This is a genomic window from Alteribacter salitolerans (assembly GCF_016901055.1).
GTDB lineage: Bacteria > Bacillota > Bacilli > Bacillales > Salisediminibacteriaceae > Alteribacter > Alteribacter keqinensis.
Map to the genome: position 1 here is coordinate 450,188 of NZ_JAFEUX010000003.1, position 26,981 is coordinate 477,168.

The window sequence follows — 26,981 nt, forward strand, 5'->3', positions numbered from 1 at the left end:
CCGGGTAGGATGAATTGCCGGTATTTACTTCCTAGGCTTCTTCCACCTCCACATGAACATACCAGTCTCCTTCATAAAAAGTAAGGTCGAACGACTGAAGGTCAAAGACGGTTCCTGTCAGGAAGGCCATACTGCTGCCCCCGTAGTTTCTCACATCCTGAATAACATTGTTGAACTCTCCCTGGTGTGAGGTGGTAACGGCACTCAGCGTTGCAGCATCAAGTGTCATTTCTCCTTTGCTTCTTTCCATCATGTACGTATGCAACGAGTCAATGACCGGCTCATGATATTCGTCGTTAAGGGCAAGAGAAAGTTCATAATAATGATTCATCAGGGTAACAGGCGGTGTTACGAGTGTCCCAAATGGAGATTCTTTTTCCAGGTGCATGTCCATGGAGCCGTCGAGTAATACGGGTCCATAAGTATCATCGTTCCCGTTCATCACTTTACCGGTATCTTTCCCATTGATATAAAGAGAAGCTCCTTCAAATGGAAAGTAAACATCAATTTCTTCCATCTCGAGATAAAGATCGATGTATCCATCATAGAAATGGGCGGTGCTTACTTCGGTCTCAAGCTGCACAAGGTCTGTATCCAGCTTTCCGGCGATGTCATAATAACCAGGCAATAGTGAACCCAAATAATAGACACCATCCCCGTATTCTGGATTCTCAAATTCTTCCCCGTCTATGTAAAGCGTCAAATCGTGGTGGTTTGAATGTACGGTTAATGGGACAGGGTGGAGTACAAATTCATATCTATCGAAAAAGAGAAACGATCGTCCGGTTTTTTCATAGGTCAGGAACGAATGGCCCGGAAGGTATCCGCTGTCTGCAACTGCAAAATTCGTTGTTTCCTCGATTGTATTGATATGCTCCATCTGGTCATTCAAATAAGTGTAAAAAAACTCTTTTTCATAATAATTGTCCTCAAAAAAAGACAGCAGTCCCTCTATGTTTTTTTCATCCACGTGAAGTGACTCATCACTTGAGACAAGGCGCTTGCTTATGTACTGTGCGTCATTGTTCTCCAATGCCTCCACAAAACTCCGTGCGTTTTTCATTGGATCATTCATCGATGCCCCGACCTGATAAAAACCGGTAAATAAAAGAGCCAACCCAATTAAAGAGGCAGCTATAATCTTAGATCTCTTACTTACCTGAGAAAAGCCGGTACTTTTTGGTACGGCAGCAGGTGCCGGGTTTCCGGTTTGATTATTACTCTCCTTCTTCGCTCCGCAGGCTGTACAAAAGGACGATTGCTCCTCCTGTTTCACACCACAGACAGTACAATACTCCATCTAACTCACTCCTAATACGTTTATATGATTCTATTATACTAAAACTTTAGTCTTATAAGGTGTGAACTTTGATTAGAATAAGGAAAATTCAGGTGATATCAGTAGTTTTGTAAAAAAGACCTAGAGATCCATTGACCTTATTTTTGATTTAATTATTACTTCTTTGACACCTCATTCAAAGAACACCGATCATTTTCAGTACATATTCTTAAAACAACAAGCATATCGGAGGGTGAACGGTGAAAAAATCAAGATCGGAGTTATACATCAGGCATGTGCTAGCACCTCAGTATGAATTTACAAGAACTCATTTACTCGGTTATATTCTCGAAATAAACCTGGCGTATATTACCATGCTGCGGGACAAGAAGTTAGTCGGTTAATAAAGCGTATGACGGGCAGTGAAGATCTGTTTTTTATGATTGCGCAGTAACTGAATGAGCGGGTAGGAAAAGACGTCGCGGGAAACCTTCATATGGCTTTCAGCAGGAACGATATGGAAGCGACAGCGTTTGTAGCGTGTTTAAGCGAGCGGGGAATGAAGCCTGTGGACATTGGGGCGGGGGACGTTCTTAAAGAAGTCGTAGTTGAAAAGACCGGGAAGAAGATGAATATCTCTGAGGCTTTGTATAAGCGGAGGACTGACCCCGGGGTGTTCATCTCGCTGAGGACTCTGCTGGGAGGACCTGCTCCGGAAGAAGTGAAAAGGCAGCTGGAAGATGCGAAGGCGAGGTTATAAAGGTATCAGGCACTGTGTTTTTCGTTTCACACAGTACCTGGCACCTGTATTTATCCGTGTTTCTTTTTTAATGCGACAAGGCTGATCATTTCATAAGCGACAGCGGAGGCGAGGCCGGCTGTGATGTCGCCGGAGTCATAGGCTGGAAGGACTTCTACGAGATCGAATCCTTTGATGTTCAGTCCGTCCAGACTTCTCACGTACTCGAGGGCTTCAAAGCTGGTTGGGCCTGCCACTTCAGGGGTGCCGGTGCCGGGGGCATATGCGGGATCGACAAAATCGATGTCAAAGCTTACAAACACCGGGCGGTTGGCGTCTCCGACCCGAGCGTGAATGCGTCTGTTTACTTCTTCCTGGCCGAGTTTTCTTGCTTCCCGCATAGGAATGACCTGAAAACCAAGGTCTCTGGCATCTTCAATACAGCCGGGTCCGTAGAGCGGGCCCCGCATACCTACCTGAATGGAGTGGGCGGTATCAATCAGTCCTTCCTCCACGGCGCGGCGGAACGGGGTGCCGTGCATGTATTTTTCACCGTAATAGTTATCCCATGTATCTCCGTGGGAGTCAAAATGAACGAGAGAGACAGGGCCGTATTTTGCAGCGAAAGCCCGCAGACTGCCGAGTGAAATGGAATGATCTCCGCCGAGGATAATAGGAATGACGTCATCGTTCAATAAAGGCCTGAGTCCTTCGGTAATCTGGTCGTAGGTCCGATGAATGTTCCCGGGAATGACGTCAATATCTCCATAGTCCACACCGGAGCAGTAGTCAAAAATATTCACATCCTGATCAGGGTTGTACGGTCTTAACAGCACAGAGGCATCGCGGATATGCTGTGGTCCATAGCGGGCTCCGATGCGGTTGGAAGCGGCAGTATCGAAAGGAATGCCTAAAACGGCAAAGTCCACGTCCTTTGTTGTCTGGATGTTTTCCAGTCGCATAAACGTTCTCACCCCGGTGAAGCGGGGGGAGAGTGAAGAGTCTTTGGGCTGGTATTTAATCAACGTGCTTCCTCCTTTAAATGACTTCGTCTCAAGTGGTTGTCCGTTCTTTTTCAAAACGTGTCAATGCCCGGTCGAGTGCCCGCAGGCCTTCATCTATCTGTTCCGTCGTTACGGTAAGGGGCGGAATCATCCGGATTACTTCTCCTTCATTGCCGCAGAGGTAGAACAGCACACCTTCGTCCAGGGCCAGGTCAAGAATACGTAGGACCGCTTCGCCATCCGGTTTACCTGTGGAAGGTGAAACAATTTCGATGCCGATCATTAACCCGAGACTGCGGACGTTGTTAATCACAGAATGGCGCTGTTTCAGTTTTTCAATTTCCTTTACGGCATGTGCGCCGGCATTGACTGTGTTTTCAAGAAGAGATTCGTCTTTAATAATCTCAATGGTGGCAAGGGCGGCACTGCACGCAATCGGATTACCGCCGAACGTTGTGGCATGGCTTCCCATAGGCCACTGCTGCATGAGTTTATGGCTGGCTGCTGTGGCGCTGAGTGGGAGGCCTGATGCGATGCCTTTGGCAACGGCCATAATATCAGGTGTCACCCCGAAGGTCTGGGCGGCAAACCAGTTTCCTGTCCTGCCGAAGCCGGTCTGAACTTCGTCAAAAATCAGAAGCATGCCGTGGCGGTCGCAGATTTTTCTGATGGACTTCAGCCAGGAAGCAGGCGGCATTACATACCCTCCTTCACCGAGAACCGGTTCCACGATCACACCGGCTACTTCGTCAGGGGAGACCTGATGGTTAAAAAGTGCAGCGAAGTCTTCCTCCAGCTTTTCGATGGCTTCGTTTTCCCGGATGGTGCCGTCTTCATCTTCGAATTTTTCAGGGCGGTAGTACGGGATCTGGTACGTGTTGCCGTCAGTCTGAAGGTGCTTCCGGTATTTGCTCTTCGAGGTGGATACACCGAGTGATCCCATTGTCCGGCCGTGAAAACAACCGGTAAATGAGATCATATATGGACGTTTCGTTACGTACCTTGCCAGTTTCAACGCCCCTTCAATCGCTTCTGTTCCACTGTTGCCAAAAAAGAAGCAGTCAATCTCCCCGGGCATGATTTCAGCCAATTCCTCAGCGAGCCGGAGGATGGATTCATACTGGATGACCCCGATCGGACCGTGGGTAAGTTCATCTGCGGCATTTTTAATCGCTTCTACAATTCTGGGGTGCCGGTGTCCCACGTTTGTGACAGCGATGCCCGAAGTGAAATCAAGATATTTTCTTCCGTCCACACCCCAGTAATAGCAGCCATCTTCTTTTACAACAGGCAGGTTCGGGTGGTCCTTTGCCATGGAGGGAGCGAGTCTTTTTGAAATGTTTTTCGATAAATGGTTCCAGTCTTGTGTCATCACACACCACACCTTTCAGAGAAGTTAAAAGAACAGGAGATGCGCCATCAATGTAATGATTGGCAGTGTAATCAGCGTACGCTGAATAAAGATAATGATCAGGTCAAGAAGGTTGAGCGGAATTTTGGAACGGAGAAGCAGGATACCTATTTCAGACATATATACGAGCTGTGTAAGCGAGAGGGCTGCCACGATAAAACGGGTCAGCTCGCTTTCAATGCCGCTTCCCACAACGGCCGGAAGAAACATATCTGCAAAGCCGACAATCATGGCAGGAGCTGCAGCCTGTGCTTCCGGAATCCGCATCAGTTCAAGAAGGGGAACGAGCGGATACGAAAGATATACAAAAAAGTTCGTATATTCGGCGATAACAAGAGCGATCGTTCCAAGGGCCATGACGAGAGGGATCAAACCGAACCAGATGTCAATGACGTTCTGAAAGCCGCTCTGGATAACGCGGGAAGCACTTTTTACTTCGGAAGCTTTTGCTACAGCTTTTTCAAATGCCCACTGGTTCGGGGATTTGCCCGTTGGTACTTCCTCTGAAATCTGCCGGCCGGCTTCTTCAAAGTACGTGTTTTTCTTTTTTGAAAGGGGCGGAATCCGCGGGCAGATGATCGCTGCCAGAAGACCTGCAACAACTACGGTCACGTAGAACTGGACAAACATGTGCTCGAGGCCGATGAAGGAAATAACAACGAGACTGAAGGCAATGGAGGCAACAGAGAAATTTGTAGCAATAACGGCGGCCTCCCGTTTGGTGTAATACCCGCTTTCGTACTGTTTTGTTGTAATGAGAACGCCGACAGTACCACTTCCCATCCAGGATGCGACGGCATCAATTGACGATCGGCCCGGAAGCTTAAATACAGGCCGCATCACTTTTCTTACAACAGTGCCGATATAGTCCATCAGGCCGAATTCCAGCAGCAGCGGCATCATGAGTCCTGCAAAGAAAAACCAGGTCGTCAGAACAGGAATCAGTTCATAAAGAACCGTTCCCCCTGTAAACTCGTCCCAAATAAAGGCCGGGCCGGCTTCCAGAAGCACCATAACGGCGAAAGTGCCTCCCAGAATCCGCATAATAAGCCAGAAGCCTCCAACGTAAAACAAGGACTTCAGAAAAGGGGAGTTCATTATCCATGCTGGTTTTCCTAATCTCGCAATCAGCGTCATCACAATTGATATGAGAAGAATAGCAGACATAAACAGAGGAATGACGTCTGAAAACAGGCCTAGGAAAAACTCGGCCAGGATTCCGACACCGATCGTCCATTGTCCTGTAAAAGGGACAGGGACAAGAAAGAGTAGAAGACCGAATAAGGAGGGAATGATGAATTTTAACTTGTTTGTCTTCGTCATCGTTTCAGCGGTGTACGTGGTGTTCTTTGTCTGAGCTTGTTCATTCAAAGCTGTCACGCACCTTTCTTAGATTGGCGTAAGGGTTGGAGCCGCATAACGCTTTCCCTAGAATTAATGCAAGACCTGTGCCAGAACTAATCATTTATTCTGTATTTTTTTAATTTTCTTACGATTGATGGCTGGCTGATTCCCAATACTTCAGCCATTTTAACGGTTGTTTTCCATCTTTTTTTAGCATCGCGGAGAATGCGTTCCTCCACTCCATCAAGTGTCTGCCTGAGGGGAGCTTGAAAGCTTGTTTCCAATGGACTGACGGTGTCACGGTAGGACTGAGGCAGGTCAGAATGGGTAATTATCTGGGAATGGGAAGTGACTACGAGACGTTCAATCAGGTTCATGAGCTCCCTTACATTCCCCTGCCATTCCTGTTTGTAAAGCTCTTGCATCACAGCATCATCGAGCATTTTCTTCCTCTCGTATTTTTCAGAAAACAAGTGGAGGAAATGGCTGATGAGTGGTGCAAGATCTTCAGGTCGTTCTCTCATAGGAGGGATGTGGATCGGCACGACACTAAGGCGGAAATACAAATCTTCACGGAATTCTTTAGCCACAACCAGGTCCTGAAGTGGCTGGTTTGTAGCTGCAATGAGGCGGAAATCCAATGATTTCGGTTTTGTGCCGCCTACCCTGTAAAATTGCTTTTCTTGTATGAATTTCAGGAGTTTGACCTGAAGGGAGAGCGAGAGTTCACCGATTTCATCGAGAAACAGAGTGCCGCCTTCGGATGTTTCAGCGAGTCCGACTTTTCCTTTTTTACTTGCTCCGGTAAATGCGCCGCCTTCATACCCGAAAAACTCAGCCTCAAAAAGAGATTCCGGAATGGAGCCGCAGTTCACTTCAATAAATGGTCCTTTATTTCGCGGGCTTTTCTGATGGATCATCTTGGCAAGGTGCGTTTTCCCTACACCGGATTCACCCAGGAGAAGGACATTTACATCCACAGCGGCTACCCGGGAAGCCGTGTCAAGACACGCTTTCATTGGCGGTGATTCTGCAAACAGCTCGCCGTATCCGCTGCTTTTCAGTCTCAGCTGATCGAGTTCATGCTTAACCCGCTTCATTTCATCCTGCATGTCTTTTAGATGCGTTTCCATATTGGCCATTTCAGTAATGTCGTGGGAATAGGATGCAATCCTCCAGACATTGCCGTCTGCATCGAAGACTGGGACTCCGGTAATGAGCAGTTTTTTGCCGTATCTTGTTGTCTGCACGACGTTTACCCGGTCTTTTTTCTCAAGTACGAGAGGGGTGACGATAGGGGTGAATACCCCTTCCTTTTGAAGCTGGTACACCGTTTCCCCCACCACATTGCGGCCTTCTATGCCGTAGAGCTTTTTTGTCTCCTCACTTACCGTCATAATCGTTCCGTTACAGTCGGTTACAAGCAGGTCATCTTTTAAGGCCTGCAGAATACGTTCACTGTCGTTCAGGATGGGTCTCGTCATGCTTATGGCACCTCCGGGTATTCGTTTTTGAATAGGATAATGGTTATAAGAATGTATGAATACGGTTTCATTTTCCGAAAATTAATGCTATTCATAAATAAATATAGTATTCATTTTTGGATAGCGCAAGGGGTGGTGGGGTCTGCTGGTCTGGCACCGCCCGGATTTTGTCGAAATAGTAGTTCTTTCCCCCGCTTAAAGAGTTTCATTTATAAGACCTATGAATTTGGCAAAGTTCGGGTGGTGCCAGGCACCCTCCTCAGCGCCTCCTCAAGGTTGCAAAATAATCTTCCTCCTTAAATAAAATACAGATATTTGGTAAAAAATATCTGTATTGGAAAAAGAGGCATCAAAAGGAGGCACTATCATGCATTACGTAAAAACCGTTCTATTGAAGGCAGTGATCATCGCTGCTGTTCTTCTCCCTATACTCTCTCTGGGTTATCAGTACAGTTTTCTTGCTACCCTTCTTCTTACAGGTGTCCTGACAATCGTAGGCTTTGTAGCAGTCGACTTGTTTGTGTTGAAAATGTCGTCCAACTGGATGGCGACAATATCGGACTTTGGCCTTGCTTTTCTTGTCGTTCAGGTAATTGGATCATTCTTCTATGGGGAAGGCATGATTGCTATCGGTGTTTCCCTCGTAGCAGCCACCGGCATTGCCATCGGGGAGTGGTTTGTTCATGCTTACTTGAACCGGACATTGGCAGTGAATTAAATTCTTTTTGGGCGCCAGGCACTGTGTGTAACATCTCACATGGTACCTGGCACCTTTTTTGTCTGTGTTTTGGAAATTAATTGGATCGGGATCTGGTTATCTTAACAAAAATCCGTCATAACTTAATATTCACAGGGCAAATCTCAACAAAAACCCGTCATATCTTTAATATCGATGATCTACCCGCTTCTCCCCTCTCAGAAAGCTAAAGAATCGCGTTTCTGCTTCACCCCAACTAGGATGATACTCCCTTGCTTCCCCTCTCTCCTGCTGTATAATGATAGGAACTACAGTAATTTCCTTCCTTCATCCACAACAACAGACACACTTTCCGTCTGACCATTCCAACTGACATCTTTCAAAATCCAGCAATCAATCCAACACCTTTTCGCACGTTTGAGAGGAGTGAATTTCAGATACGAAGAATGTTCTGCACTTGTTCGGTACATCGCTCTATAAATCTGGTAAAGGTGGTAGGTCTATGGCTATTGATAAAGAAAAAACGAGAGAGCTATTGAGTTTAATCGATGATTTGTTTGATTCGTTTTCGGGGAATCTGAATCCGGAAACGAAGGATTCTTTAAAGAAGCTGGTCATGGGGCCGGCGATTGAAGAGATCAGAAAGCTGGTCGATGACAGCCGGCCGCCGGTGATGCTTGTGATGGGCAGAAGCGGTCACGGGAAGTCTTCATTAATTAACGCGCTGGCCGGTAAAGAGGTTGCGCCTGTAGGTGATGTGAAACCGGAGACTCCGGAATCGATCCCGTATTTGATCACATTTCCTGAACAGTATTCTACATGGCAGATTGTTGATACGAGAGGGATTTTCGAGACGACGAACCCTGATGGCGGTATCCCGGAAAGTGCCGTTTCCATGCTGAAGGAATCGGTGAAACAGTATTCGCCGGACATTATTCTCCATGTTGTCAGTGCTCCTGAAATCAGAAGCTTCAGCCAGGATCTCACTCTCTATCAGGAGATTGTGGACGAGGTTCATAAAGAACAAAACGTGAAAACACCGACCGCCCTTATTTTGAATAAAGCAGATACTATCGGGAATCCGCGTCACTGGCCGCCGGAAGAGTTTGCGAACAAAGCAGCTCTTTTACAGGAAAACCTCAGTTATGCAGCCGATGATATTTTGAATGTGAACGCAACGCTGCTTAACCAGAACGTTCCCTACTATGGCTATGAAACAACAGGAAATCAGTATGCGGGCATCGTGCCGGTCTGTTCGCTGGAAGGCGAAGAGTGGAACATTGATACTTTGTCCGACTTGATCGGAAATAACATTGGTGAGGAAGCGAAGCTGGATTTTTACCAGGCCCAGCGGAGGGACAAGCAGTTAAAGAAGGTGTCTTCATCGATCATCAAGAGGTTCACGACCATTTCCGGCGGTGTCGGAACAACGCCGATTCCTCTTTCGGATATCGCTGTGCTCACACCGCTTCAGCTGTTGATGATTACGGTCATCGGTTCTTTGGCCGGACGGGAAGTATCGAAGAAAACAGCGTATGAATACCTGGCTGCGGTAGGTGTAAATGTAGGAGCCGCGTTTGGTCTGCGTGAAGGGGCGAGACAGCTCGTGAAAATCGTCCCCGTAGGCGGCTCGATCATCTCCGGGTCCATGGCAGCCGCCGCGACGTACTCGATCGGAAAATCAGCAGAAGCCTACTTCTTCCACGGCAAGAAAATTAAGCCTCAAAAGGTGAAGAAGGATGAGGTTGAGGTGTAAGTGGGAGGGCAAAGTTGGACAACTATATGAACATCATTTCCGGTCGTCTTTCCAAACTTCTGGACAAGCGTGTTTCGGTTCCCATTTCAGAGGACATCCTGCTTGGCGTACTTACACGGACTAAGGTAAAGAACGTGACTATTGAAGCGGTAACGATTACAGACGAAATAATCATGATTAGCGGCCGTGTAAAGAAAGCGGGACTATCCATCCCGTGCGCCATTACACTTGCGCCATCAGAAACGACCGGCCGCACGGTCTATTTCGATGTGATAAAAACGAAGCCCCTGAATATGAAGTGGATTCATAAAAGCATTTTCAACAGGCCTCCTCATATTACTTACGACAAAGGTGAGGTCGGAATTGATTTGAACCAGATCACGATTGTTGAGCGGATCCCGGTGGGGAGGATAAAGGGGTTCACGGTAAAAGAAGGTGTACTTGTAGTTGAGGTCGGGGTTTAAAATACTGCTGGGTGCCAGGCACTGTGTTTGATATTTCACACAGTGCCTGGCACTCTTTTTTTTCGAATAAAAGACTACGGTTTCGACAAAATCCGGGTGGTGACAGGCACCATCTAGAACACCAGGTCCTACGATCTGGTCATTTCTGCATATTTTCTACTACTCTTTCTTTTTATGTCGGAAGTCGAAGACCTTTGTCTTATCTGTGAACTGTGTGATGTGATTCCAAGGTCTTTTATATAAGTCTGTCTTATGAATCTATTAGTAATGGATATAAATGAACGCCTGTAAATAGTGTTATTATTTTGAAAAGTAAGAAAATTATCTTACATATGGGAGGTAGAGTCTGCGATTGGGTTAGTGACTTAGTAGTCTAATCTTCTTTAGGAGGCGGTTGAATGAGACATAAAAATTGGATTCGAATGATTTCGGTTATGACTGTTATGGCCTTACTGGTAGCCATGAGTCCGTTTCATGCGTCGGCGAAAAAATATGACGGGGATATTGATTCGGTTGCAACGGGTACAGATGGGATGGTTTCCACCTCTCACCCGATTGCTTCACAGGTGGGCGCTGATGTTTTAAATAAAGGAGGAAACGCTGTTGATGCTGCGGTAGCGATTCAATTTGCCTTGAACGTCGTTGAGCCGATGATGTCAGGAATTGGCGGCGGCGGGTTTATGATGGTGTACGACGCGGATGAAGATGATGTGACAATCGTCAACAGCCGGGAACGGTCACCGGCAGGAGCAACGCCGGATATGTTCCTTGATGAAAACGGCAATGTCATTCCTTTTCAGGAACGGGTAAGGCATGGTACCTCTGTAGGTGTGCCAGGGACACTTCTCGGACTTGAAGAAGCCTTGAACCGCTGGGGATCAAGACCCCGCCAGCAGTTAATGACACCAGCAGTTCAGCTGGCTGAAAAGGGATTCGAAGTAGACAAGCAGCTGGCGGATGCCATTGCGGGCAATGCTGAAAAACTCTCATTAACCTCGGCAGCCGATGTGTTTTTACCGGGTGGAGTGCCGGTAGGGGAAGGCGAGGTACTGGTCCAGGAAGATCTGGCGGATACGTTGAAGAAGATTCGTTCCCACGGTGCTGATTCCTTTTACCACGGTGAAATTGCTGAGGCCATTGCTGACACGGTTCAGGAATTCGGGGGCAGCATGACCACTGAGGATCTTGCAAACTATCAGCTGACCATTGACGAGCCGGTTGTTGGCAATTACAAAGATTACACGATTGCCAGTATGCCGCCGCCAAGCTCAGGAGGGACCTTCTTAATTCAAATGTTGAAGATCCTTGAGGATTTTGATCTGGGTCAATACGAAGTAAGGTCTTTTGAAAAATATCATCTCCTTTCGGAAACGATGAGACTTGCTTATGCCGATCGGGCGGCTTATGCAGGAGACCCTGAATTTATAGACGTGCCGGTAAATGGATTGCTGCATCCGGATTATATTGAAGAAAGACGTTCGCTGATTTCTCTTGACTCCGTAATGACAGATATCGAGCCTGGTGATCCATGGGCGTATGAAGAAGGTTCAGCAGACTATGAAATTGATGCGTCCGGTCACGATGTGGACAATAATCCAGGTGAAACAACGCACTTTACAGTAGCTGACCGCTGGGGAAATGTCGTCTCCTACACGAGCACGATCGAGCAGATATTCGGCTCCGGTATTATGGTTGATGGGTACGGAATTATGCTGAATAACGAGCTTACTGATTTTGACGCTGTACCAGGCGGGGCGAATGAAGTGCAGCCAAACAAGCGTCCGTTAAGCAGTATGACACCGACGATGATTCTTGAAGACGGAAAGCCGGTGGCAACTCTTGGCTCACCGGGTGGTCCGAGAATCATTACCGCTGTACTTCAAGTGTTCCTGAATATTGCCGAATACGGAATGGACCTTGAGGATGCAGTCAAAGAACCGCGTATTTACAATACCCATACGACAGCAACGTGGTGGGAAGAGGGCGTTCCTGCGGATGTTCGCGCACAAATGACTGATTTGGGACACAGGTTTGAATCGAATCCCAACCTCGTAGGAAATGTTCAGGCTCTGCAAATTGATTATGATGCCGGAATGTACTACGGAGTCGCCGATGAGCGTAGAGATGGAGCGGCAATCGGTATTAACCGGCCAAGCCGGGGAAAATAAATAGAAAAAACGGAGCCGATGCCTGGTGCACCGGCTCTGGTTACATTCGGGTTAAGTCCTTTGAACACGGGTTGAAAGGTCTTCAAGGAGGTTAAGGGCATGAAAGGTAATTTCGGGGATGGAGGTGGTTTGTTTCCAGACGATGGAGATGGTGCTGGACAGATCTTGATTTTTAACGTCGATGCCTCTTATTTGATGAGACGGCAGCAGGTCAATCATATCCGTTGGCATAAGGGTGACACCGATATCATTGACGATCAGGTTCGCAATAGTCAGGAGTTCAGGTCCAATCCCCATCGTTTTAGGAATAAATCCGGCAGTCCGGCACGCCTGTTCCAGCGTCGTATGTAAAGAGGAGGAAGTGTCCGGGTCATAATGTAGAAATGTCTCGTTTCTTGCTTCATAAAGGTTGATGGATTGAAGCCGTGCAAGGGGGTGTGCGGCCGAGACGACAAGCTTTACGCTGTGGCTGGTTAATTCCCGTATCATTAACTGGTTCTCCGTTTTTCGCCGGATATGAGCAGGCATGCGGAAAAAACCAATGTCGTAGTCTCTGCCCTTAACAAGATCAACAACGTGCTTCGAAGATGTCTCCTGTATGTGAAACTCAAGGTCATCGAATCGTTCACGCAGTTTATGAAGGAGCGGTGGAATCCAGTTGCTCGCTGCAGAAGGAACGGTAGCGATGCGTATCGTCCTCTGTGGAATAGCGCCTGTTTTTTCAATTCTATGAAGCGTACTTTCGATATTTTCAAAGGAGGGCTGGAGGTTTTCGTATAAAAACGCCCCTTCTTTTGTGAGTGTCACACTTCGCGTATTTCTAATGAGCAGCTTAAAGTTAAAATGCTCTTCCAGCATGGTGATTTGCTGACTTAATGCCGGCTGGGAAATATGGAGGTTTTTTGCCGCCTTGCTGAAATTGAGACAATGGGCGACCTCCACGAAGTAACGGAGTGCCTGTAAGTTCATGTTGAATCCCCTCCTTATTTACGCATGCAAGGCTCTGTGAAAGTGGGACGTTGATTTCCGCCCGGAGAATCTGAAGAAAAATATTCCATGTATACGAATTACATTCATTATAGAAAGTTACAAATCTATCAAACAAGTGGAAAAAGCCCTGATTAGGTGCCAGGCACTGTGTATGACTTCTCACAGTGCCTGGCACCTTTTTAATTCATTCTTAACACGGGGTAAAAATTTGTATCTAGGCCTGTCTTTTTTAACCAGCCCACATGTAAACTTGAAAGATAAGTAAAGGGGGAGCGCAGATGGAAAAGGTGACAATTAAAAGGATGGATGAATTTGAAAGAGACGTGCGGGATGAGGCTGCTTCTGTTTTTATTGAAGGTTATTATAAGGATTTATCCTTTTTCTCGAAGGACCGTACAACTTTACAAAAAGCCATACGACATGCTTTTTGTGAAGATGTTTACTATCTTGCAGAGTGGGAGGGGGAGGTTGTGGGTATTCTTGCCTGCTCAACAAATCAATCCCGTGCAATGAAAGTGAACAAACGGGAGATCGTTGATGCTCTTGGGTTTCTGAAAGGAAGCTTTGCTTACAGTATGCTGAGCCGGGAATTGCATCCACCTTTGCCCTATCCTGATGACACAGGTTATATCGAATGTGTGGCTACAACCAGTGAATCTCGTGGGAAAGGTGTAGCATCAGCCTTGGTTAATCACGTTATCGATCACCTTCATTTCAGCACATACATTCTCGAAGTAGTAGACACAAACACGAACGCACACCGGTTGTACAAAAAACTCGGTTTCACTGAATACAAAAGGAAAAAAGAACGTTTTGGAAATATGAAGGGATTCCGGGAGAGAATTTATATGCGTTTTGAATGCTGATGGTGCCAGGCACTGTGTGTACGATTTCACACAGTGCCTGGCACCTTTTTTTGATACAATGGTTCATTTTTTGCAGGATCTATTCCTCTTTTCTTTGTTCTTGTTGGAATGAATGGCTTTACATTAACATGATTACAAGAGATGAACACAATCTTATTTAATAAGGGGTGAGTGGGAATGAAATTAAAATTGAAATTATTTTTAACATCTATTCTTTTGGTATCGCTTACATTAATCGCTGCGTGCGGTGACGGTGAAGTAGCGGACAATGAAGGAAATGAAGACGGAGCGGAGGCTTCAGAAGGGATGCCTGATGGTTATCCTGAACGACCTATTGATGTTGTGGTTGCCTATGCAGCTGGCGGAGGTACGGATGTAGGTGCTCGGGTATTGGTCTCAGCAGCAGAGCAGGTAAACGGAGACAACTTTGTTGTTCAAAACCGTGAAGGAGCCGGGGGAGAACTGGGTTTTAACTACATGACAAGCGCAGATCCGGATGGTTATACAATTGGGTTTATCAACCTCCCGACTTTTGTATCTTTACCACAGGAACGCCCGACTGAATACGGACTTGATGATATTGAGCCAATCATGCTTCATGTATACGATCCGGCTGTTTTGGTAGTGAAACCTGAAAGTGGGCTGGATACACTTGAAGAATTTTTAGATTATTCAGAAGAAAACCCGGGTAAAATTACTGTTGCCAATAATGGAACCGGTGCTTCAAACCACATCATTGCTGCTCATTTCGAACATGAAGCGGGCATCGAGTTAAACCATGTTCCTTTTGATGGAACGAATGAACTTGTCACTGCTCTTCGCGGGGGCCACGTGATGGCGGGGGTTGCGAAAATCAGTGAAGTTGCTGCTCACCTGGACAGCGGTGAAATCATCGCTCTTGCTTCCATGACGGATGAGCGTCTGGAAGAGCTTGAGGATGTTCCAACACTTATGGAGAATGATATCGATGTCATTGGTGCATCCGGTCGTGGTATCGTTGCTCCGGCTGGAACAGATCCGGAAATTATCGACTACCTGCATGAAGTGTTTAAAGAAGCGATGGAATCTGAAGAACACATCAATCAGGCTGATAACATCAGCCTTCCACTCCGATACATGGGACCTGAAGAGTTTGGTGAATTTATTCACCAGCAGGATGAAGATAACAAACAATTACGTGAACTGTTAGATCTATAAAAGGAAGGCAAGGGGGATCCGGAGTGATCCCCTGCCTTTATATAAAGGGTGAGATGAGTGAGAAATACCGACCGAATGGTTGCTGTAGTATTTATCGTAATCGGAGCTGTTTTCTTTTATCAGACGTTGTCTTTTCCTGAAGGTGCACAAATGTACCCTCGGTTTATTATCGGTATCATGGTTGGACTGGCCTTATTATTGCTTATTCAAACTTTTATAAAAAAACCTGATACATCGTACAAAAAGCTTTTTGGCCATATTCACTGGAAGAGGTTCATCGGCGTTCTGGTATTTAGTTTTCTATATCTTATTTTAATCAATCAGATTGGTTTCTTTGTGACAACAGTTGTTTACTTAGTGGGGACGATGGTGTTTTTACGTGCAACAGTAAAGACAATTGCTATTGCAGTTCCATCCTTTGTACTCGTGCTGTACTTAATCTTCAGTGAGTTTTTAAATGTACCTCTTCCTTCGGGAATTTTGGTATAAGGGGGCAGAACAATGGATTTTGAAGTAATGCTGCAAGGGTTTGTAAATGCCCTCAGCTGGCAGAATATTATCGTGATTGTTTTAGCAACAACCTTAGGGGTCGTAATCGGTTCCATGCCGGGTCTTTCTGCGGCAATGGGTGTGGCACTCCTTATTCCAATGACCTTCACAATGGATCCTGCAACAGGATTGATTATGCTGATCGGAATATACTGCGGTGCTATTTTTGGGGGATCGATTTCTGCAATTCTGATCAGTACTCCTGGTACTCCGGCGGCATCAGCTACCTTAATTGAAGGATATGAAATGACGAAGAAGGGACAGGGAGGGAAGGCCCTTAAGACAGCTGCAGTTGCCTCATTTACTGGCGCTATGGTGAGTGCAGTAGCACTTTATGGATTTGCGCCGCTTCTGGCTCAGCTTTCTCTTCGCTTTGGACCCGCTGAATATTTCTGGTTAGCTGTATTTGGACTTACAATTATCGCGGGTGTAAGTACGGGCTCTATGCTGAAAGGGTTATTGGCAGGTGCTTTTGGTCTGGTTCTTGCCATGATTGGTCTTGATCCGATTACCGGCATGCCTCGGTTTACCTTTGGAATGAACGAATTGATCTCCGGGATTCCATTTACTCCAGCTCTTATCGGACTTTTCGCTATGTCACAAGTACTGATTATGGCTGAGAAAAGGATGAAAAATACCGGGATCACAAACCAGGTTAAGGACAATTCCACCATCACCTGGGGAGAAATAAAGAAGATGAAAACAACCCTGGGGCGTTCGTCCATCATTGGTACAATTATCGGTCTGCTGCCCGGGGCCGGGGCTACCATTGCGGCTTTCGTTGGGTATAACGAGGCGAAGCGCTTTTCAAAAAACAAAGATGAGTTTGGGAAAGGGGCTCAGGAAGGGGTTGCCGGTGCAGAAGCAGCCAACAACAGTGTAACTGGTTCCTCTTTAATACCCACATTAACTCTTGGTATTCCTGGTGAAAGTGTAACAGCCGTACTGTTAGGGGGACTTGTGATTCACGGTCTTCAGCCAGGTCCTGATTTGTTTACGGTTCACGCAAATACAACTTATACTTTCTTAGCCGGTTTTGTTTTTGTTAACGTTGTCATGCTCCTTCTCGGGTTATATGGAGCAAGATATTTTGTTGGTGTAACGAAGATTCCTGATGGTGCTCTGATTCCAATTATCTTTACCCTGAGTGTGATTGGTTCTTATGCAATTCATAATAACTTCTTTGACGTCATACTTATGTTTATCTTCGGTTTGATTGGTTATTTCTTCAGGAAATTCACCCTTAATTCAGCATCTATTGTACTTGCATTGATTCTTGGTATTCTTGCTGAATCAGGTTTCAGGCGTACATTGGTTATCTCGGGTAATGACCCTCTGGCCCTTGTGGCAAGTCCGATAAGTATTGTTCTTATTGTTTTGACAGTACTTTCATTATTTTCACCGATTGTAATGAATAAGTTTACGAAATCAGCAACGTAACATGATGAAGTCCGGCGTTGAAGCCCATTTGCTATCAGATGAGAGCCCATGCCGGGCTTTTCTTCATTGTGTAGTAGTAAAAATAGACAGGAGGAAAGTGAATGACACCGATAATGAAGAATTTTTCATATGAAATGAACAAAGTGCACGACCGTCTGCTCGTTCTTGCCGAGATGACAGAGGGACAATTCGCACTGACTCAAAACGTAGTTGCTCACGGAGCGACACATGTTAATAAAGTGAAAAAGCTGGATCGTGACATTGATGAAAAATATGAGGAAATTCAAAAGGGTATTCTCAATATGTTTATCATTCAGACTCCTTTACCGAATGAAATAAAAGCACTGACGACAATCATGCGAATGTCCGGGGAGCTGGAAAGAATAGGCGATCAGATGGTCAATATGATGGCTTCATGTGAACATTTGAAACATGAAGATTCAAGGTCCTATGCAACAACGGTGATTGAGATGCTTGGACATGCCGGCCGCATGCACGAAATGTGCACGTCCATACTCAAAACATATGATGAGGAAAAGGCAACGACCATTATTGAAACAGACAGACTTGTTGATCAGGCTTTCCACCATTTCCGAACGGAGCTTCCCCAACTGATACAGGAACACCCACAATATATAGAAGATTTTATGCAGTATTTTTTAATAAGCCGATACATTGAAAGGGCGGCTGATCATATCGTTAACATTGTAAAACGAATTAACTTAATTACGTGAATGGAGTAATAGTTTATGGACTTAATACAAATTATACTAGGCGTTATCGGCGGGCTTGGAATCTTCTTATATGGAATGCATCTGGCAAGTGATGGATTAAAACAGTCAGCTTCCAAACAGCTGAAATCATTTTTAAAACGAGTAACAAAAAACCAGGTATACGGTTCTGGGGCAGGGATGGTTTTGGCTGCTGTACTGCAATCATCGAGTGCGGCAACAGTAATGGTGGTTGGATTTGTGAATGCAGGTCTTATGACACTCCGCCAGTCGATGGGAGTCGTACTTGGTTCGGCTATTGGAACGACGCTGACCGTTCAGCTTATTGCCTTTAAGGTCACAGATTATGCTCTCGTATTTGTCAGTCTGGGAGTATTAATGTTTTTAATTGCAAAAACCCAAACGATACAGCACGTGGGGAACATTATTCTGGGATTTGGTTTTGTGTTCTTTGGAATGGCACTCATGACAAATGCCATGATTCCTGTCCAGCAAAGTCCCGAGTTTATGAACTGGTTTGTTGCTGCTACAAGTAACCCTATTATTACTATTTTAATTGCTACTGCGTTTACTGCTATTATTCAAAACAGTGCTGCTACTATTGCTATTGCTATGACCCTTGCCGTTGGTGGGTCCATGAGTATGGAAACAGCCATTGCTATTGTCTACGGAGCCAACATCGGTACCGTTATAACCGCGCTTATTTCAAGTTTAAATGCATCAAAGGATGCCCAACGGACGGCTGTAGCCCATGCTTTGTTTAAAATTATAGGAGTTCTTGTTTTTATCCCGGCTACATTCTTGTTTATTCAGGTCCTTCAAACAATGGGAGGCTCTGTAGAACGGCAGATTGCCAATGCTCACACGCTCTTCAACATTGTGAACTTATTGATCCTTCTTCCTTTCTGTAACTTGTTTGCAGACTGGATGACAAAGCTTATTAAGGATAAAAAATCAGTCGATGACTTCAAGTATCTTGATAAGAATAGTTTGAACTTCCCCACGGTTGCCCTTTTAAACACTCAAAAAGAGCTCCAGTATATGGCTGAAAAAATCAGTGAGCGCATGTTTCAGCCACTCCTGCCCATTTATGTAGAGGAAGGAAGTGCAGTAAGGCAGCAAATTCAAAGTGAAGAGAAAAGGATTGATCATTTATACAGAGGGATCTATCATTATCTTCAAGAGATTACAGAGAAAAAATTAACGGACGATGAGTCTCGTGAAAGTTTACAAATGTTATATGTAAATAATGACTTAGAAGGAATATCTGATATAATAAATGAACTATCTTCATTGTCGATTAAGCTCGAGGGTAACGATATTTTGTTGAGTGAATGGGAAAAAGAGTCCATCCAAACATTGTTTGACAACGTTTTTCAGAATTTTCAGGATGCAGTTGAGTGCTTCTCAGAAAAAGATCACGAGCTGGCAACGAAGGTTGTTCATCAAAACCCTGCAATTATCCGACTGGAGAAAGAGCTTAGGTTTAAGCATTTTCATACAGAAGGAGGCCCGAGCAGCAGGGTAAGTTCTGTCTATATGGATCTGCTGAACGGCTTGCTGCGAATTAACCAGCACTCTGTTAATATCTCACAAACGACGTTAGGAATGATTTAACATGGTCCCGTTTAATCAGAGAAGACTTTTAATCATGAAGGAGCTTTTAACAGCTACAGCACCTATTACAGCAAAAAAGCTCGCCAGTCTCATTTCTTGTTCTGAGCGGACAGTTCGTGAAGATATTCAGTTTTTGAACATGTGGCTGAAGGAGCTGCAGTATCCTGAACTTTTGAGAAAACCTAACCTCGGTTATTTGTTACAAGTTAATGACGTGAAGAGGGCATGCCTTAGAGAAGACTTGGAATCCATTGATCTTACCCATTATGAGTTCAGTCGAGATGAGCGGATTAACTTCATGACCTTGGAATTATTAACGGTTTCAAAACCTACAACAATAAGTAAATTTGAACAACTGTTTCAAGCAAGCAGAGGCACGATTATGCGGGATCTTACTTTATGTGAGACAAACCTCTCTTCATTTGACATCAAGATGGTAAAGAAGCCAAAACGAGGCATCTGGATAGAAGGAGAAGAGCTTTTGATTCGAAGTGCTCTGTCTCATACATGTAAGACAATGGACCCTCTATTAATCCAGGTGGTAGCGAGAAACCACGAGCGCTATGAGAGTTCATCTGAACAACAAGTTTCTGTGTCCAAATCAATGGCCCATATTGTCGATGAACTTCAAGTTGAAGAAATTAAAGAAATTGTCGAGCCGATTTTGTCCTGGAAGGAAATTACCTTGAGCGATGACAGCCGGCTGGCGTTATATATGCACATCGGTATGGTATTAAAAAGAATTCGTTCCTCCAATTCCTTTACACTGCCTGAAGAGGATCTTTCTGCTATCCTGAAGCAACGGGAATTTCATATTGGTCAACTTTTAGCTTTTCAGTTAGAAAAGTATTTTCATATTCACATTCCTGAACAGGAAGTGGCTTACATTACACTGCATTTGATGGGCGGACAAAATGCTCCTTCAAACAAAATAGCAGGGTTGTCACGGGATGAAGATGAAGGGTTGCTGCAGTTAATTATGGAGATGACCAAGGCTATCGAAAAGCGACTGGGACTGTCTTTTGAAAAGAAGGAAAACCTTTACCACGGTCTTCTCCTGCACATGCGTCCTGCCATATTCAGGGCCAAATACGGATTGACAGAAAACAACACTCTTCTTGAAGATATAAGGCAGGAATTCTACAATCTTTTTGAAGCGATTAAATCCGAAATTTCAATGATTGAAGAGGAGTATCAAGTCCAATTCCCCCAAGAAGAGGTCGCTTATATAGCAATGCACTATGGAAGTGCGGTTGGTATAGTTGGAGAGGAAAAAGAGGACAAGCTTCTGCGTATTATGATTGTTTGCAACAGTGGGGTTGGTACGGCAAACTTATTGAAGAACCGTATCACGTCTCTTTTTGAAGGTATCCATATAATTGAGACTTTATCGTACCAGCGTTTTCAAAAAGAAGACAAGTGGGAAGAAGTTGATCTGATTGTAAGCACAATTGATATAGAAAGTCCGCTTCTTCCAGTATTAAAAGTAAATCCTCTACTGCCGCCAGAAGATTATGAGAGACTTTCCAGATATGCTGAAGTAAAAGGGAAAGCCCAATCTACCTCCCAGGAGATTTATGAAACTGTATGGCCGCTTATCGAAAAACACTGTGATATCAAAGATTCGAAAGCGCTGACAAGAGAAATGATCGAGCAGGTCGATCTGTTACTGAAAAAAAACAGAACCGGAATTCCCATGTCACTTGGATCCCTGGAAGGCATTCTGACTGCCGATATGATTCAGCTTAATGAAAAAGCATCGTCTTGGCAGGAAGCTATAGCTATTTCTACAGCCCCTCTTGAAAGGAGCGGATTGGTACACGGGAAGTATAAAGAGCGTATTATTGAAGCTTTGAATGAGAGAGGCCCCTACATGGCTGTAGTTCCTGAAATCGTCCTGGCACATGCTGCACCGGATGCGCATTTCCCGAGAGTCGGATTAAGTATGACAAGATTTGATGAGGGAGTTACATTCGGGCATGCTGGGAATGATCCTATTTATTATGTGTTTGTTTTTTCTTCACCTGATCAAACGAGTCAGGTACCAGCTCTTCAGCAACTCTTCCAGGAACTTATAAAAAATGATAAAAAAGACCAACTGCGAAAGGCCAAACATTCATGGGACATTTTGAAAGTTTTTTCACAGTGAGGGTTAGGTGATACCAATGAAACAGCCGATAACAATTGCCGTTGTATGCGGACAGGGAATGGGAACAAGCTTATGGTTAAAGATTCAAACCGAGAACGTGTTAAAGAGCATTGGAATCAGCGCATACGTTCAGCAGATCGACCTCGGGACGCTGCCTTCTGTCCATCCGGACGTTGCTATAAGTGTGAGTTACATGAAGAGTAAGGTAGAGGGTCATGCCCGTTCAACAATTTTTATAGATAACTTGTTGCAAGAGGCAGAGCTTAAAGCCCGATTATTAGAAAACCCTTTTGTAAACGAAGTGAAAGGATAGAGGGGTAAGACTATGTTTTCTCAAATGGTAGGAGAGACAGCACTCATAATAGGGCTTGTTTCGTTCTTAGGGTTGCTGGTACAAAAGAAAGGCTTTCCCTTTGTGATTGAAGGAACGATAAAAGCAATCGTAGGTTATGTGATCTTACAGTTTGGAGCATATCTGGCTATCGAACAGCTGAGCCGGTTAACCGTGTTGTTAGAGCGTGCATTTAATGTAAGCGGAATTGTCCCTAATAATGAAATGATTGCAGGAATTTCTCAGTGGTATTACGGGCAGACAATCGTCATGATCATGTTTACAGGTTTAATTGTACATATTTTGATTGCCCGGTTCAGTCCTTATAAATTTATCTTCCTTACCGGCCACCATATATTGTATATGGCATCTTTAATGGCAATTATTATGGTAGGATCCGGAATGGTGCTCTGGGTTCAGGTGCTGGTGGGAGGGGTTGTACTTGCTCTATGTATGACGTTCTTTCCTGCTATATGTCAGCCTATGATGAGAAAGGTTATCCCTGATCAGAACGTTGCCATCGCACACTTCGGTTCAATTGGATACGTGATTGCCGGTTATTTGGGAAAAGCAGTTGCCTCCAAGAAGCCAAGCGAGAAAAAATGGTCAGAGAAAACCGTGTCTTCTCTTTCCTTTTTCACAAACATGAACGTAACAATTACATTGTTTATGCTATCTTTTTTCATCTTCGTAGGGGTTTTTGCAGGCATGGATATATTAAGTGAACAATCAGGCAGCCGGAATGTAATCCTTTACGCTGTTATGCAATCGGTTAAGTTTACTGCAGGGATCTATATCATCATTATAGGAGTGAGGATGGTTCTTACAGAAGTACTCACTGCTTTTAAAGGAATTACAGACAAGCTAGTTCCCGGGGCCATCCCTGCCATGGATTGCCCGGTTATCTTTCCTTACGCACCGGCGGCAGCGGTAATGGGTTTTGCTGCAAGCCTTGCAGGGGGATTTGTATCCATGGGCATCCTGATTGGTTTTAATATGGCAATCGTTTTGCCAGCAATTATTGCCCATTTCTTTTCAGGTGGTGCTTCTGGCGTATTCGGATATGTGATGGGAGGCGTCAGGGGAGCCATCGTTGGAGCTTTTGCCCACGGTATGCTCATTACGTTTTTGTCCCTGAACCTTATGCCAGTAATGAATCAAGTAGGCTACACTCAGACTACTTTCAGTGATTCTGATTTCAGTATTGTAGGATTGCTGTTGTTTTGGTTGTTAGAGTTGGTTTTTTAAATGACCGGATGGTGCCAGGCACTGTGTGTACGATTTCACACAGTGCCTGGCACCATTTTTTTTCGAATAAAAGACTACGGTTTCGACAAAGTTCGGGTGGTGACAGGCACCGATTTCCAAAATCCACAAAAATACGTTAGGATTAAAACTATAAACTGCAATGAATGAGAGGTGGCCATGATGAAGGGAATAATCGTCTTTTTGTGCTTCATACTAGTGGGCACCTTTAGTATGTCTGTGAGTGCCGAAACCGGCGAACCGCTCAGAGTCGGCTATGACCCTGAGCTTCCCCCGCTTCATTTTAACGACGATGGCGTGAGAAAGGGCTTTGCCATTGATGTGATGGACGAGGTGGCAGAGCGGATGGGCCGGAGCATTGTGTATATAGAAGTGCCCAGAAGAGAAGGAGTGGCCTTTCTTGAAAACGATACCATTGACGTGATGCTGAGCGGTTATTTTAATGATGAAGATGCCCGGTCCGTGGAGTTCACGGACGACTACATCAGTACGTCGGTGGGGCTGTTTGTACATAAGAGCAATGACAAGGTTGACGGCCTGGCTGATCTGGGCGAGGTGATCACGGCCCTTGAGCGGGACACCCTTGAGTATGAATTTCTCCGCAATATCCGGGGGATTCGTTACCATACGGCGAGCACGCCGGGCAGTGCGATCGACCTTCTTATTTCGGGCAGGGCGGACGCCTTTGTGGGAAATATGCTCACAGCTGACTATGAGCTTGAGCGGCAGGGAGTCCGTGACGACTATAAAACGATCGGCAGTTATTTGCTGCCGGTGGAATATTCCATGGTGGTTCAGGGCGAGAATTATTTACTGATGGACCAGATCAACCGGGCGCTCAGGGATGTCCGGGGTGACGGGACGTATAACGATCTTTATGAGAACTGGTTTGCCGGGGAAAGCGAGCTGGCTGACCAACTCTGGCTGATCATTCAGATTATCGGGACGCTTCTTATTCTGACGCTTATCCTTTTTCTCATCGGGGTGAAATGGAACAGACAGCTGCAGCGGGAAGTCAATAAAAAGACAAATGTCCTTAACCAGCTGAATCAGTCCCTCCAGCATCAGGTGGAACAGACCCAGAGCAGCGATGAGTTTAAAAAGCAGATCCTCAACAGCAGTCCCCGGGGGATTGCGACGGTTGACCGAGAGGGAATGATTACGTCGTTTAATAAAAAAGCAGGGGAAATGGCGGGAATAAAAGAGGACGCTGTTTCCATGCACTATCAGGACGTGAGGATTTTAAACCAGCTGTTAAAGGACAAGTTTGAGCACGTGTTTGATTCAAGCCGCCTGTACCTCGGGGAAGATGCGGAGTGGAAGCGTGACGACGGACGTCTTTATTTCCTCCGGTATTATGTGTACCCCCTTTATGACCTGGACAAAAAAGCAACGGGAATCATCGTCACCTTTGAGGATGTAACGGAAGAGAAAAAGCTGCGAATGCAGATGTTTGAGCAGGAAAAAAACCAGGCCCTCGGCAGGGTTGTGGCGGGAATCGCCCATGAAATCAGAAATCCCCTTACTTCAATTAAAACGTTCGTGGAGCTCATTCCAAGAAAGTACGACAATCCACGTTTCCAGCAGGAGGTTTCGACTTACGTGCCCCAGGAGATTGAGCGGGTAAATACGTTGATTGAAGGCCTGATTGACTACGCGAAGCCGAAGCAGATCAACAAAGAAATCATGGAAGCAGGCTCCTTTTTGGAGGAGTGTACGATTCTTTTTAAACGAACCGCGATCAACAGCGGGTTTGATATGGTGTGTGAAGCCGAGAAGGATCTGTATATTGAAGCCGATGAAAATCAGCTCAAGCAGGTGGTCATCAACTTAATTTTGAACGGCATCGATGCCATGACCATGAGCGGGACAAAAGAGCAAAAAACGCTGAGGCTTGCGGCGTTTCAAAAAGGCAGACAAGTTGTAATTAAAGTGGAAGACGAAGGCATCGGCATGAGTAAGGAAGAGAAAAAGCAGGCCATGGAGCCGTTTTTTACGACGAAAGCAAAAGGAACGGGACTCGGACTTGCGATCGTTCAGCAGTATGTGCGGGATAATAACGGACAGCTGATGATTGAAAGCAAAGAAGGCCGGGGAACCTCTGTTTTCCTTGCTTTTGACCGAGTCGAGAGGGGGTACCAAACATGAAGAAAGTAATGATCATTGATGATGAGCCGTCGATTTGTTCTTCACTGGCGTTCGCTCTGGAAGACACGTATGACGTTGTCACGACCACCGATCCGGAGAAGGGGCTCGCTATGATTGCCGAAGACCATTTTGATCTTTGCCTCCTGGATCTTCGAATCGGCAATGTGGACGGTCTCGATGTGTTAAAGCAGATTAAGCAGACACGCCCCTCCGTTATTGTGATTATGGTGACTGCCTACGGGACAATATCTTCCTCCGTGGAGGCCGTGAAGGAAGGGGCCTTTTCCTATATTACGAAACCGGTGAATATGGACGAGCTTTTTACTGCGATTGAACAGGCTTTTCACTACCGGGAGCTGAGCGACCAGGTGGAATACCTGAGTCAGGAGCTGGAGAAGAAGTACCGGTATGAAGGGCTCATCGGCAAAAGTGAAGCGATGCAGCACGTGTTTAGGATGATTGAAAAAGTGAAGAAAGTCGACACGAACGTGCTTATTACCGGCGAGAGCGGTACGGGAAAAGAGCTGGTCGCAAGAGCGATTCACTTTGCCGGGAAAAGAAAGAAGGAGCACTTTGAAGTGGTAAACTGCGCAGCCATACCCGATCAGCTCCTCGAGAGCGAACTGTTCGGCTATGAAAAAGGGGCGTATACCGGAGCGGTTACTGCGAAGGAAGGCAAGTTTCAGCTCGCAGACAAAGGGACGATCTTTTTGGATGAAATCGGTGATATGCCGTTCAATCTACAGGCAAAGCTCCTTCGCGTCCTTCAGGATAAAAAGGTGACAAGACTCGGCTCGAACAAGCCGGAAAAAATTGATGTAAGGGTCATAGCAGCGACGAATAAATCCTTTGAAGAAGTGATTCAAAACGGGGAGTTCAGAGAGGATCTGTATTTTCGCCTGAATGTCCTGCAGATTCCCCTGCCCCCGTTACGGGAAAGAAAAGACGATCTTCCGTCCCTGATGGACCACTTCATCCGGCTGTTTAATAAAGAGCTGGGTAAAGACATCAAAGGGTTTACGAAGGAAGCGAAGAAGGTGCTTTTGAATCATGATTATCCCGGCAACATCAGGGAGTTTTCCAATATTATCGAGTCCTCCATGGTGCTGGCAGACGGAGGGATGATTGAGCTCTCGGACCTGCCGCCTGGGATCAAGCAGGGGCTTACCATACCATCTGAGGATTCGGGTACCCTGGAGAAATATGTGGGGCTGACTCTGAAGGAGCTGGAGACGAAATTTATCATGGCAACCCTCGAGCACAATGAAGGCCACAGGAAAAATACAGCGAAGATGCTCGGCATCAGTGAAAGAAGCTTGAGAGATAAAGTGAAAGCATTGGAAGAGTGATA

22 protein-coding genes are annotated in these 26,981 nt (G+C 45.5%); 16 read left to right on the forward strand and 6 right to left on the reverse strand.

The annotated features are described in order from the left end of the window. Window positions 1-31: 31 nt before the first annotated feature. Window positions 32-1,300, reverse strand: coding sequence for a zinc ribbon domain-containing protein (locus JSY36_RS08280; protein WP_205166000.1), 1,269 nt, complete (start codon window positions 1,298-1,300; stop codon window positions 32-34). 475 nt (window positions 1,301-1,775) lie between these two features. On the opposite strand from JSY36_RS08280, the gene JSY36_RS08285 reads away from it, so the two are divergent. Further along, window positions 1,776-2,039 (forward strand): hypothetical protein, encoded by a 264-nt coding sequence (locus tag JSY36_RS08285; protein ID WP_205166001.1) that lies wholly within the window; start codon window positions 1,776-1,778, stop codon window positions 2,037-2,039. Window positions 2,040-2,089: 50 nt separating this feature from the next. Here JSY36_RS08285 and speB read toward each other — a convergent pair whose 3' ends face one another. The 4 genes from speB to JSY36_RS08305 all read right to left on the reverse strand — a co-directional run bounded on the left by speB (window position 2,090) and on the right by JSY36_RS08305 (window position 7,261). After that, on the reverse strand, window positions 2,090-2,980 hold the full coding sequence (gene speB / locus JSY36_RS08290) for an agmatinase (protein ID WP_122900086.1): 891 nt from the start codon (window positions 2,978-2,980) through the stop codon (window positions 2,090-2,092). A gap of 91 nt (window positions 2,981-3,071) precedes the next feature. Then, window positions 3,072-4,394 carry an aspartate aminotransferase family protein gene (locus tag JSY36_RS08295; protein ID WP_205166002.1) on the reverse strand — a complete coding sequence of 441 codons (1,323 nt, stop codon included), beginning with the start codon at window positions 4,392-4,394 and terminating at the stop codon, window positions 3,072-3,074. Window positions 4,395-4,418: 24 nt separating this feature from the next. Then, complete coding sequence (locus tag JSY36_RS08300; protein WP_122900084.1) at window positions 4,419-5,756, reverse strand: YjiH family protein; 1,338 nt, start codon at window positions 5,754-5,756, stop codon at window positions 4,419-4,421. A 134-nt stretch (window positions 5,757-5,890) separates the two neighbouring features. After that, window positions 5,891-7,261, reverse strand: a complete 1,371-nt coding sequence (locus tag JSY36_RS08305) for a sigma-54 interaction domain-containing protein (RefSeq protein WP_205166003.1) — start codon at window positions 7,259-7,261, stop codon at window positions 5,891-5,893. A 367-nt stretch (window positions 7,262-7,628) separates the two neighbouring features. Between JSY36_RS08305 and JSY36_RS08310 the strand changes: the two genes are divergently transcribed. The 4 genes from JSY36_RS08310 (at window position 7,629) to ggt (ending at window position 12,346) form a co-directional block, all read left to right on the forward strand. Next, the gene (locus tag JSY36_RS08310; RefSeq protein WP_122899249.1) at window positions 7,629-7,979 is read left to right on the forward strand and encodes a DUF2512 family protein; all 351 of its coding nucleotides are present in this window, start codon (window positions 7,629-7,631) and stop codon (window positions 7,977-7,979) included. A 481-nt stretch (window positions 7,980-8,460) separates the two neighbouring features. Next, window positions 8,461-9,714, forward strand: coding sequence for a GTPase family protein (locus JSY36_RS08315; RefSeq protein ID WP_205166004.1), 1,254 nt, complete (start codon window positions 8,461-8,463; stop codon window positions 9,712-9,714). A 14-nt stretch (window positions 9,715-9,728) separates the two neighbouring features. Continuing rightward, a complete protein-coding gene (locus JSY36_RS08320) occupies window positions 9,729-10,178 on the forward strand; it encodes a hypothetical protein (protein ID WP_205166005.1) in 450 nt (149 codons plus the stop codon). Window positions 10,179-10,576: 398 nt separating this feature from the next. After that, window positions 10,577-12,346, forward strand: a complete 1,770-nt coding sequence (gene ggt, locus JSY36_RS08325) for a gamma-glutamyltransferase (protein ID WP_205166006.1) — start codon at window positions 10,577-10,579, stop codon at window positions 12,344-12,346. 51 nt (window positions 12,347-12,397) lie between these two features. Here the strand turns inward: ggt and JSY36_RS08330 are convergent, their stop codons facing one another. Further along, window positions 12,398-13,315: a LysR family transcriptional regulator gene (locus tag JSY36_RS08330; protein ID WP_205166007.1), complete on the reverse strand. Its 918-nt coding sequence runs from the start codon at window positions 13,313-13,315 to the stop codon at window positions 12,398-12,400. Window positions 13,316-13,614: 299 nt separating this feature from the next. Here JSY36_RS08330 and JSY36_RS08335 point away from each other — a divergent pair, with 299 nt between their 5' ends. From JSY36_RS08335 to JSY36_RS08385, 11 genes are all read left to right on the forward strand, one after another. Beyond that, window positions 13,615-14,202 (forward strand): GNAT family N-acetyltransferase, encoded by a 588-nt coding sequence (locus JSY36_RS08335; protein ID WP_205166008.1) that lies wholly within the window; start codon window positions 13,615-13,617, stop codon window positions 14,200-14,202. Between the two features lie 177 nt (window positions 14,203-14,379). After that, entirely contained in the window at window positions 14,380-15,399 is a 1,020-nt protein-coding gene (locus tag JSY36_RS08340) for a tripartite tricarboxylate transporter substrate binding protein (RefSeq protein WP_205166009.1), read from the forward strand. Between the two features lie 57 nt (window positions 15,400-15,456). Beyond that, window positions 15,457-15,888 carry a tripartite tricarboxylate transporter TctB family protein gene (locus tag JSY36_RS08345; protein ID WP_122899234.1) on the forward strand — a complete coding sequence of 144 codons (432 nt, stop codon included), beginning with the start codon at window positions 15,457-15,459 and terminating at the stop codon, window positions 15,886-15,888. A 12-nt stretch (window positions 15,889-15,900) separates the two neighbouring features. After that, window positions 15,901-17,388: a tripartite tricarboxylate transporter permease gene (locus tag JSY36_RS08350; RefSeq protein WP_122899232.1), complete on the forward strand. Its 1,488-nt coding sequence runs from the start codon at window positions 15,901-15,903 to the stop codon at window positions 17,386-17,388. 101 nt (window positions 17,389-17,489) lie between these two features. Further along, window positions 17,490-18,122, forward strand: a complete 633-nt coding sequence (locus JSY36_RS08355; RefSeq protein ID WP_205166010.1) for a phosphate signaling complex PhoU family protein — start codon at window positions 17,490-17,492, stop codon at window positions 18,120-18,122. 15 nt (window positions 18,123-18,137) lie between these two features. Next, window positions 18,138-19,736 (forward strand): Na/Pi cotransporter family protein, encoded by a 1,599-nt coding sequence (locus JSY36_RS08360; protein ID WP_205166011.1) that lies wholly within the window; start codon window positions 18,138-18,140, stop codon window positions 19,734-19,736. 1 nt (window position 19,737) lies between these two features. Then, on the forward strand, window positions 19,738-21,885 hold the full coding sequence (locus JSY36_RS08365) for a BglG family transcription antiterminator (RefSeq protein ID WP_272873273.1): 2,148 nt from the start codon (window positions 19,738-19,740) through the stop codon (window positions 21,883-21,885). Window positions 21,886-21,943: 58 nt separating this feature from the next. Beyond that, window positions 21,944-22,198: a PTS sugar transporter subunit IIB gene (locus tag JSY36_RS08370; protein ID WP_419466033.1), complete on the forward strand. Its 255-nt coding sequence runs from the start codon at window positions 21,944-21,946 to the stop codon at window positions 22,196-22,198. 12 nt (window positions 22,199-22,210) lie between these two features. Beyond that, the gene (locus JSY36_RS08375) at window positions 22,211-23,464 is read left to right on the forward strand and encodes a PTS ascorbate transporter subunit IIC (protein WP_205166013.1); all 1,254 of its coding nucleotides are present in this window, start codon (window positions 22,211-22,213) and stop codon (window positions 23,462-23,464) included. Window positions 23,465-23,641: 177 nt separating this feature from the next. Then, a complete protein-coding gene (locus JSY36_RS08380; RefSeq protein ID WP_205166014.1) occupies window positions 23,642-25,630 on the forward strand; it encodes a transporter substrate-binding domain-containing protein in 1,989 nt (662 codons plus the stop codon). Further along, window positions 25,627-26,979: a sigma-54-dependent transcriptional regulator gene (locus JSY36_RS08385; RefSeq protein ID WP_205166015.1), complete on the forward strand. Its 1,353-nt coding sequence runs from the start codon at window positions 25,627-25,629 to the stop codon at window positions 26,977-26,979. Before JSY36_RS08380 ends, JSY36_RS08385 begins: the two co-directional genes overlap by 4 nt. Window positions 26,980-26,981 lie beyond the last annotated feature (2 nt).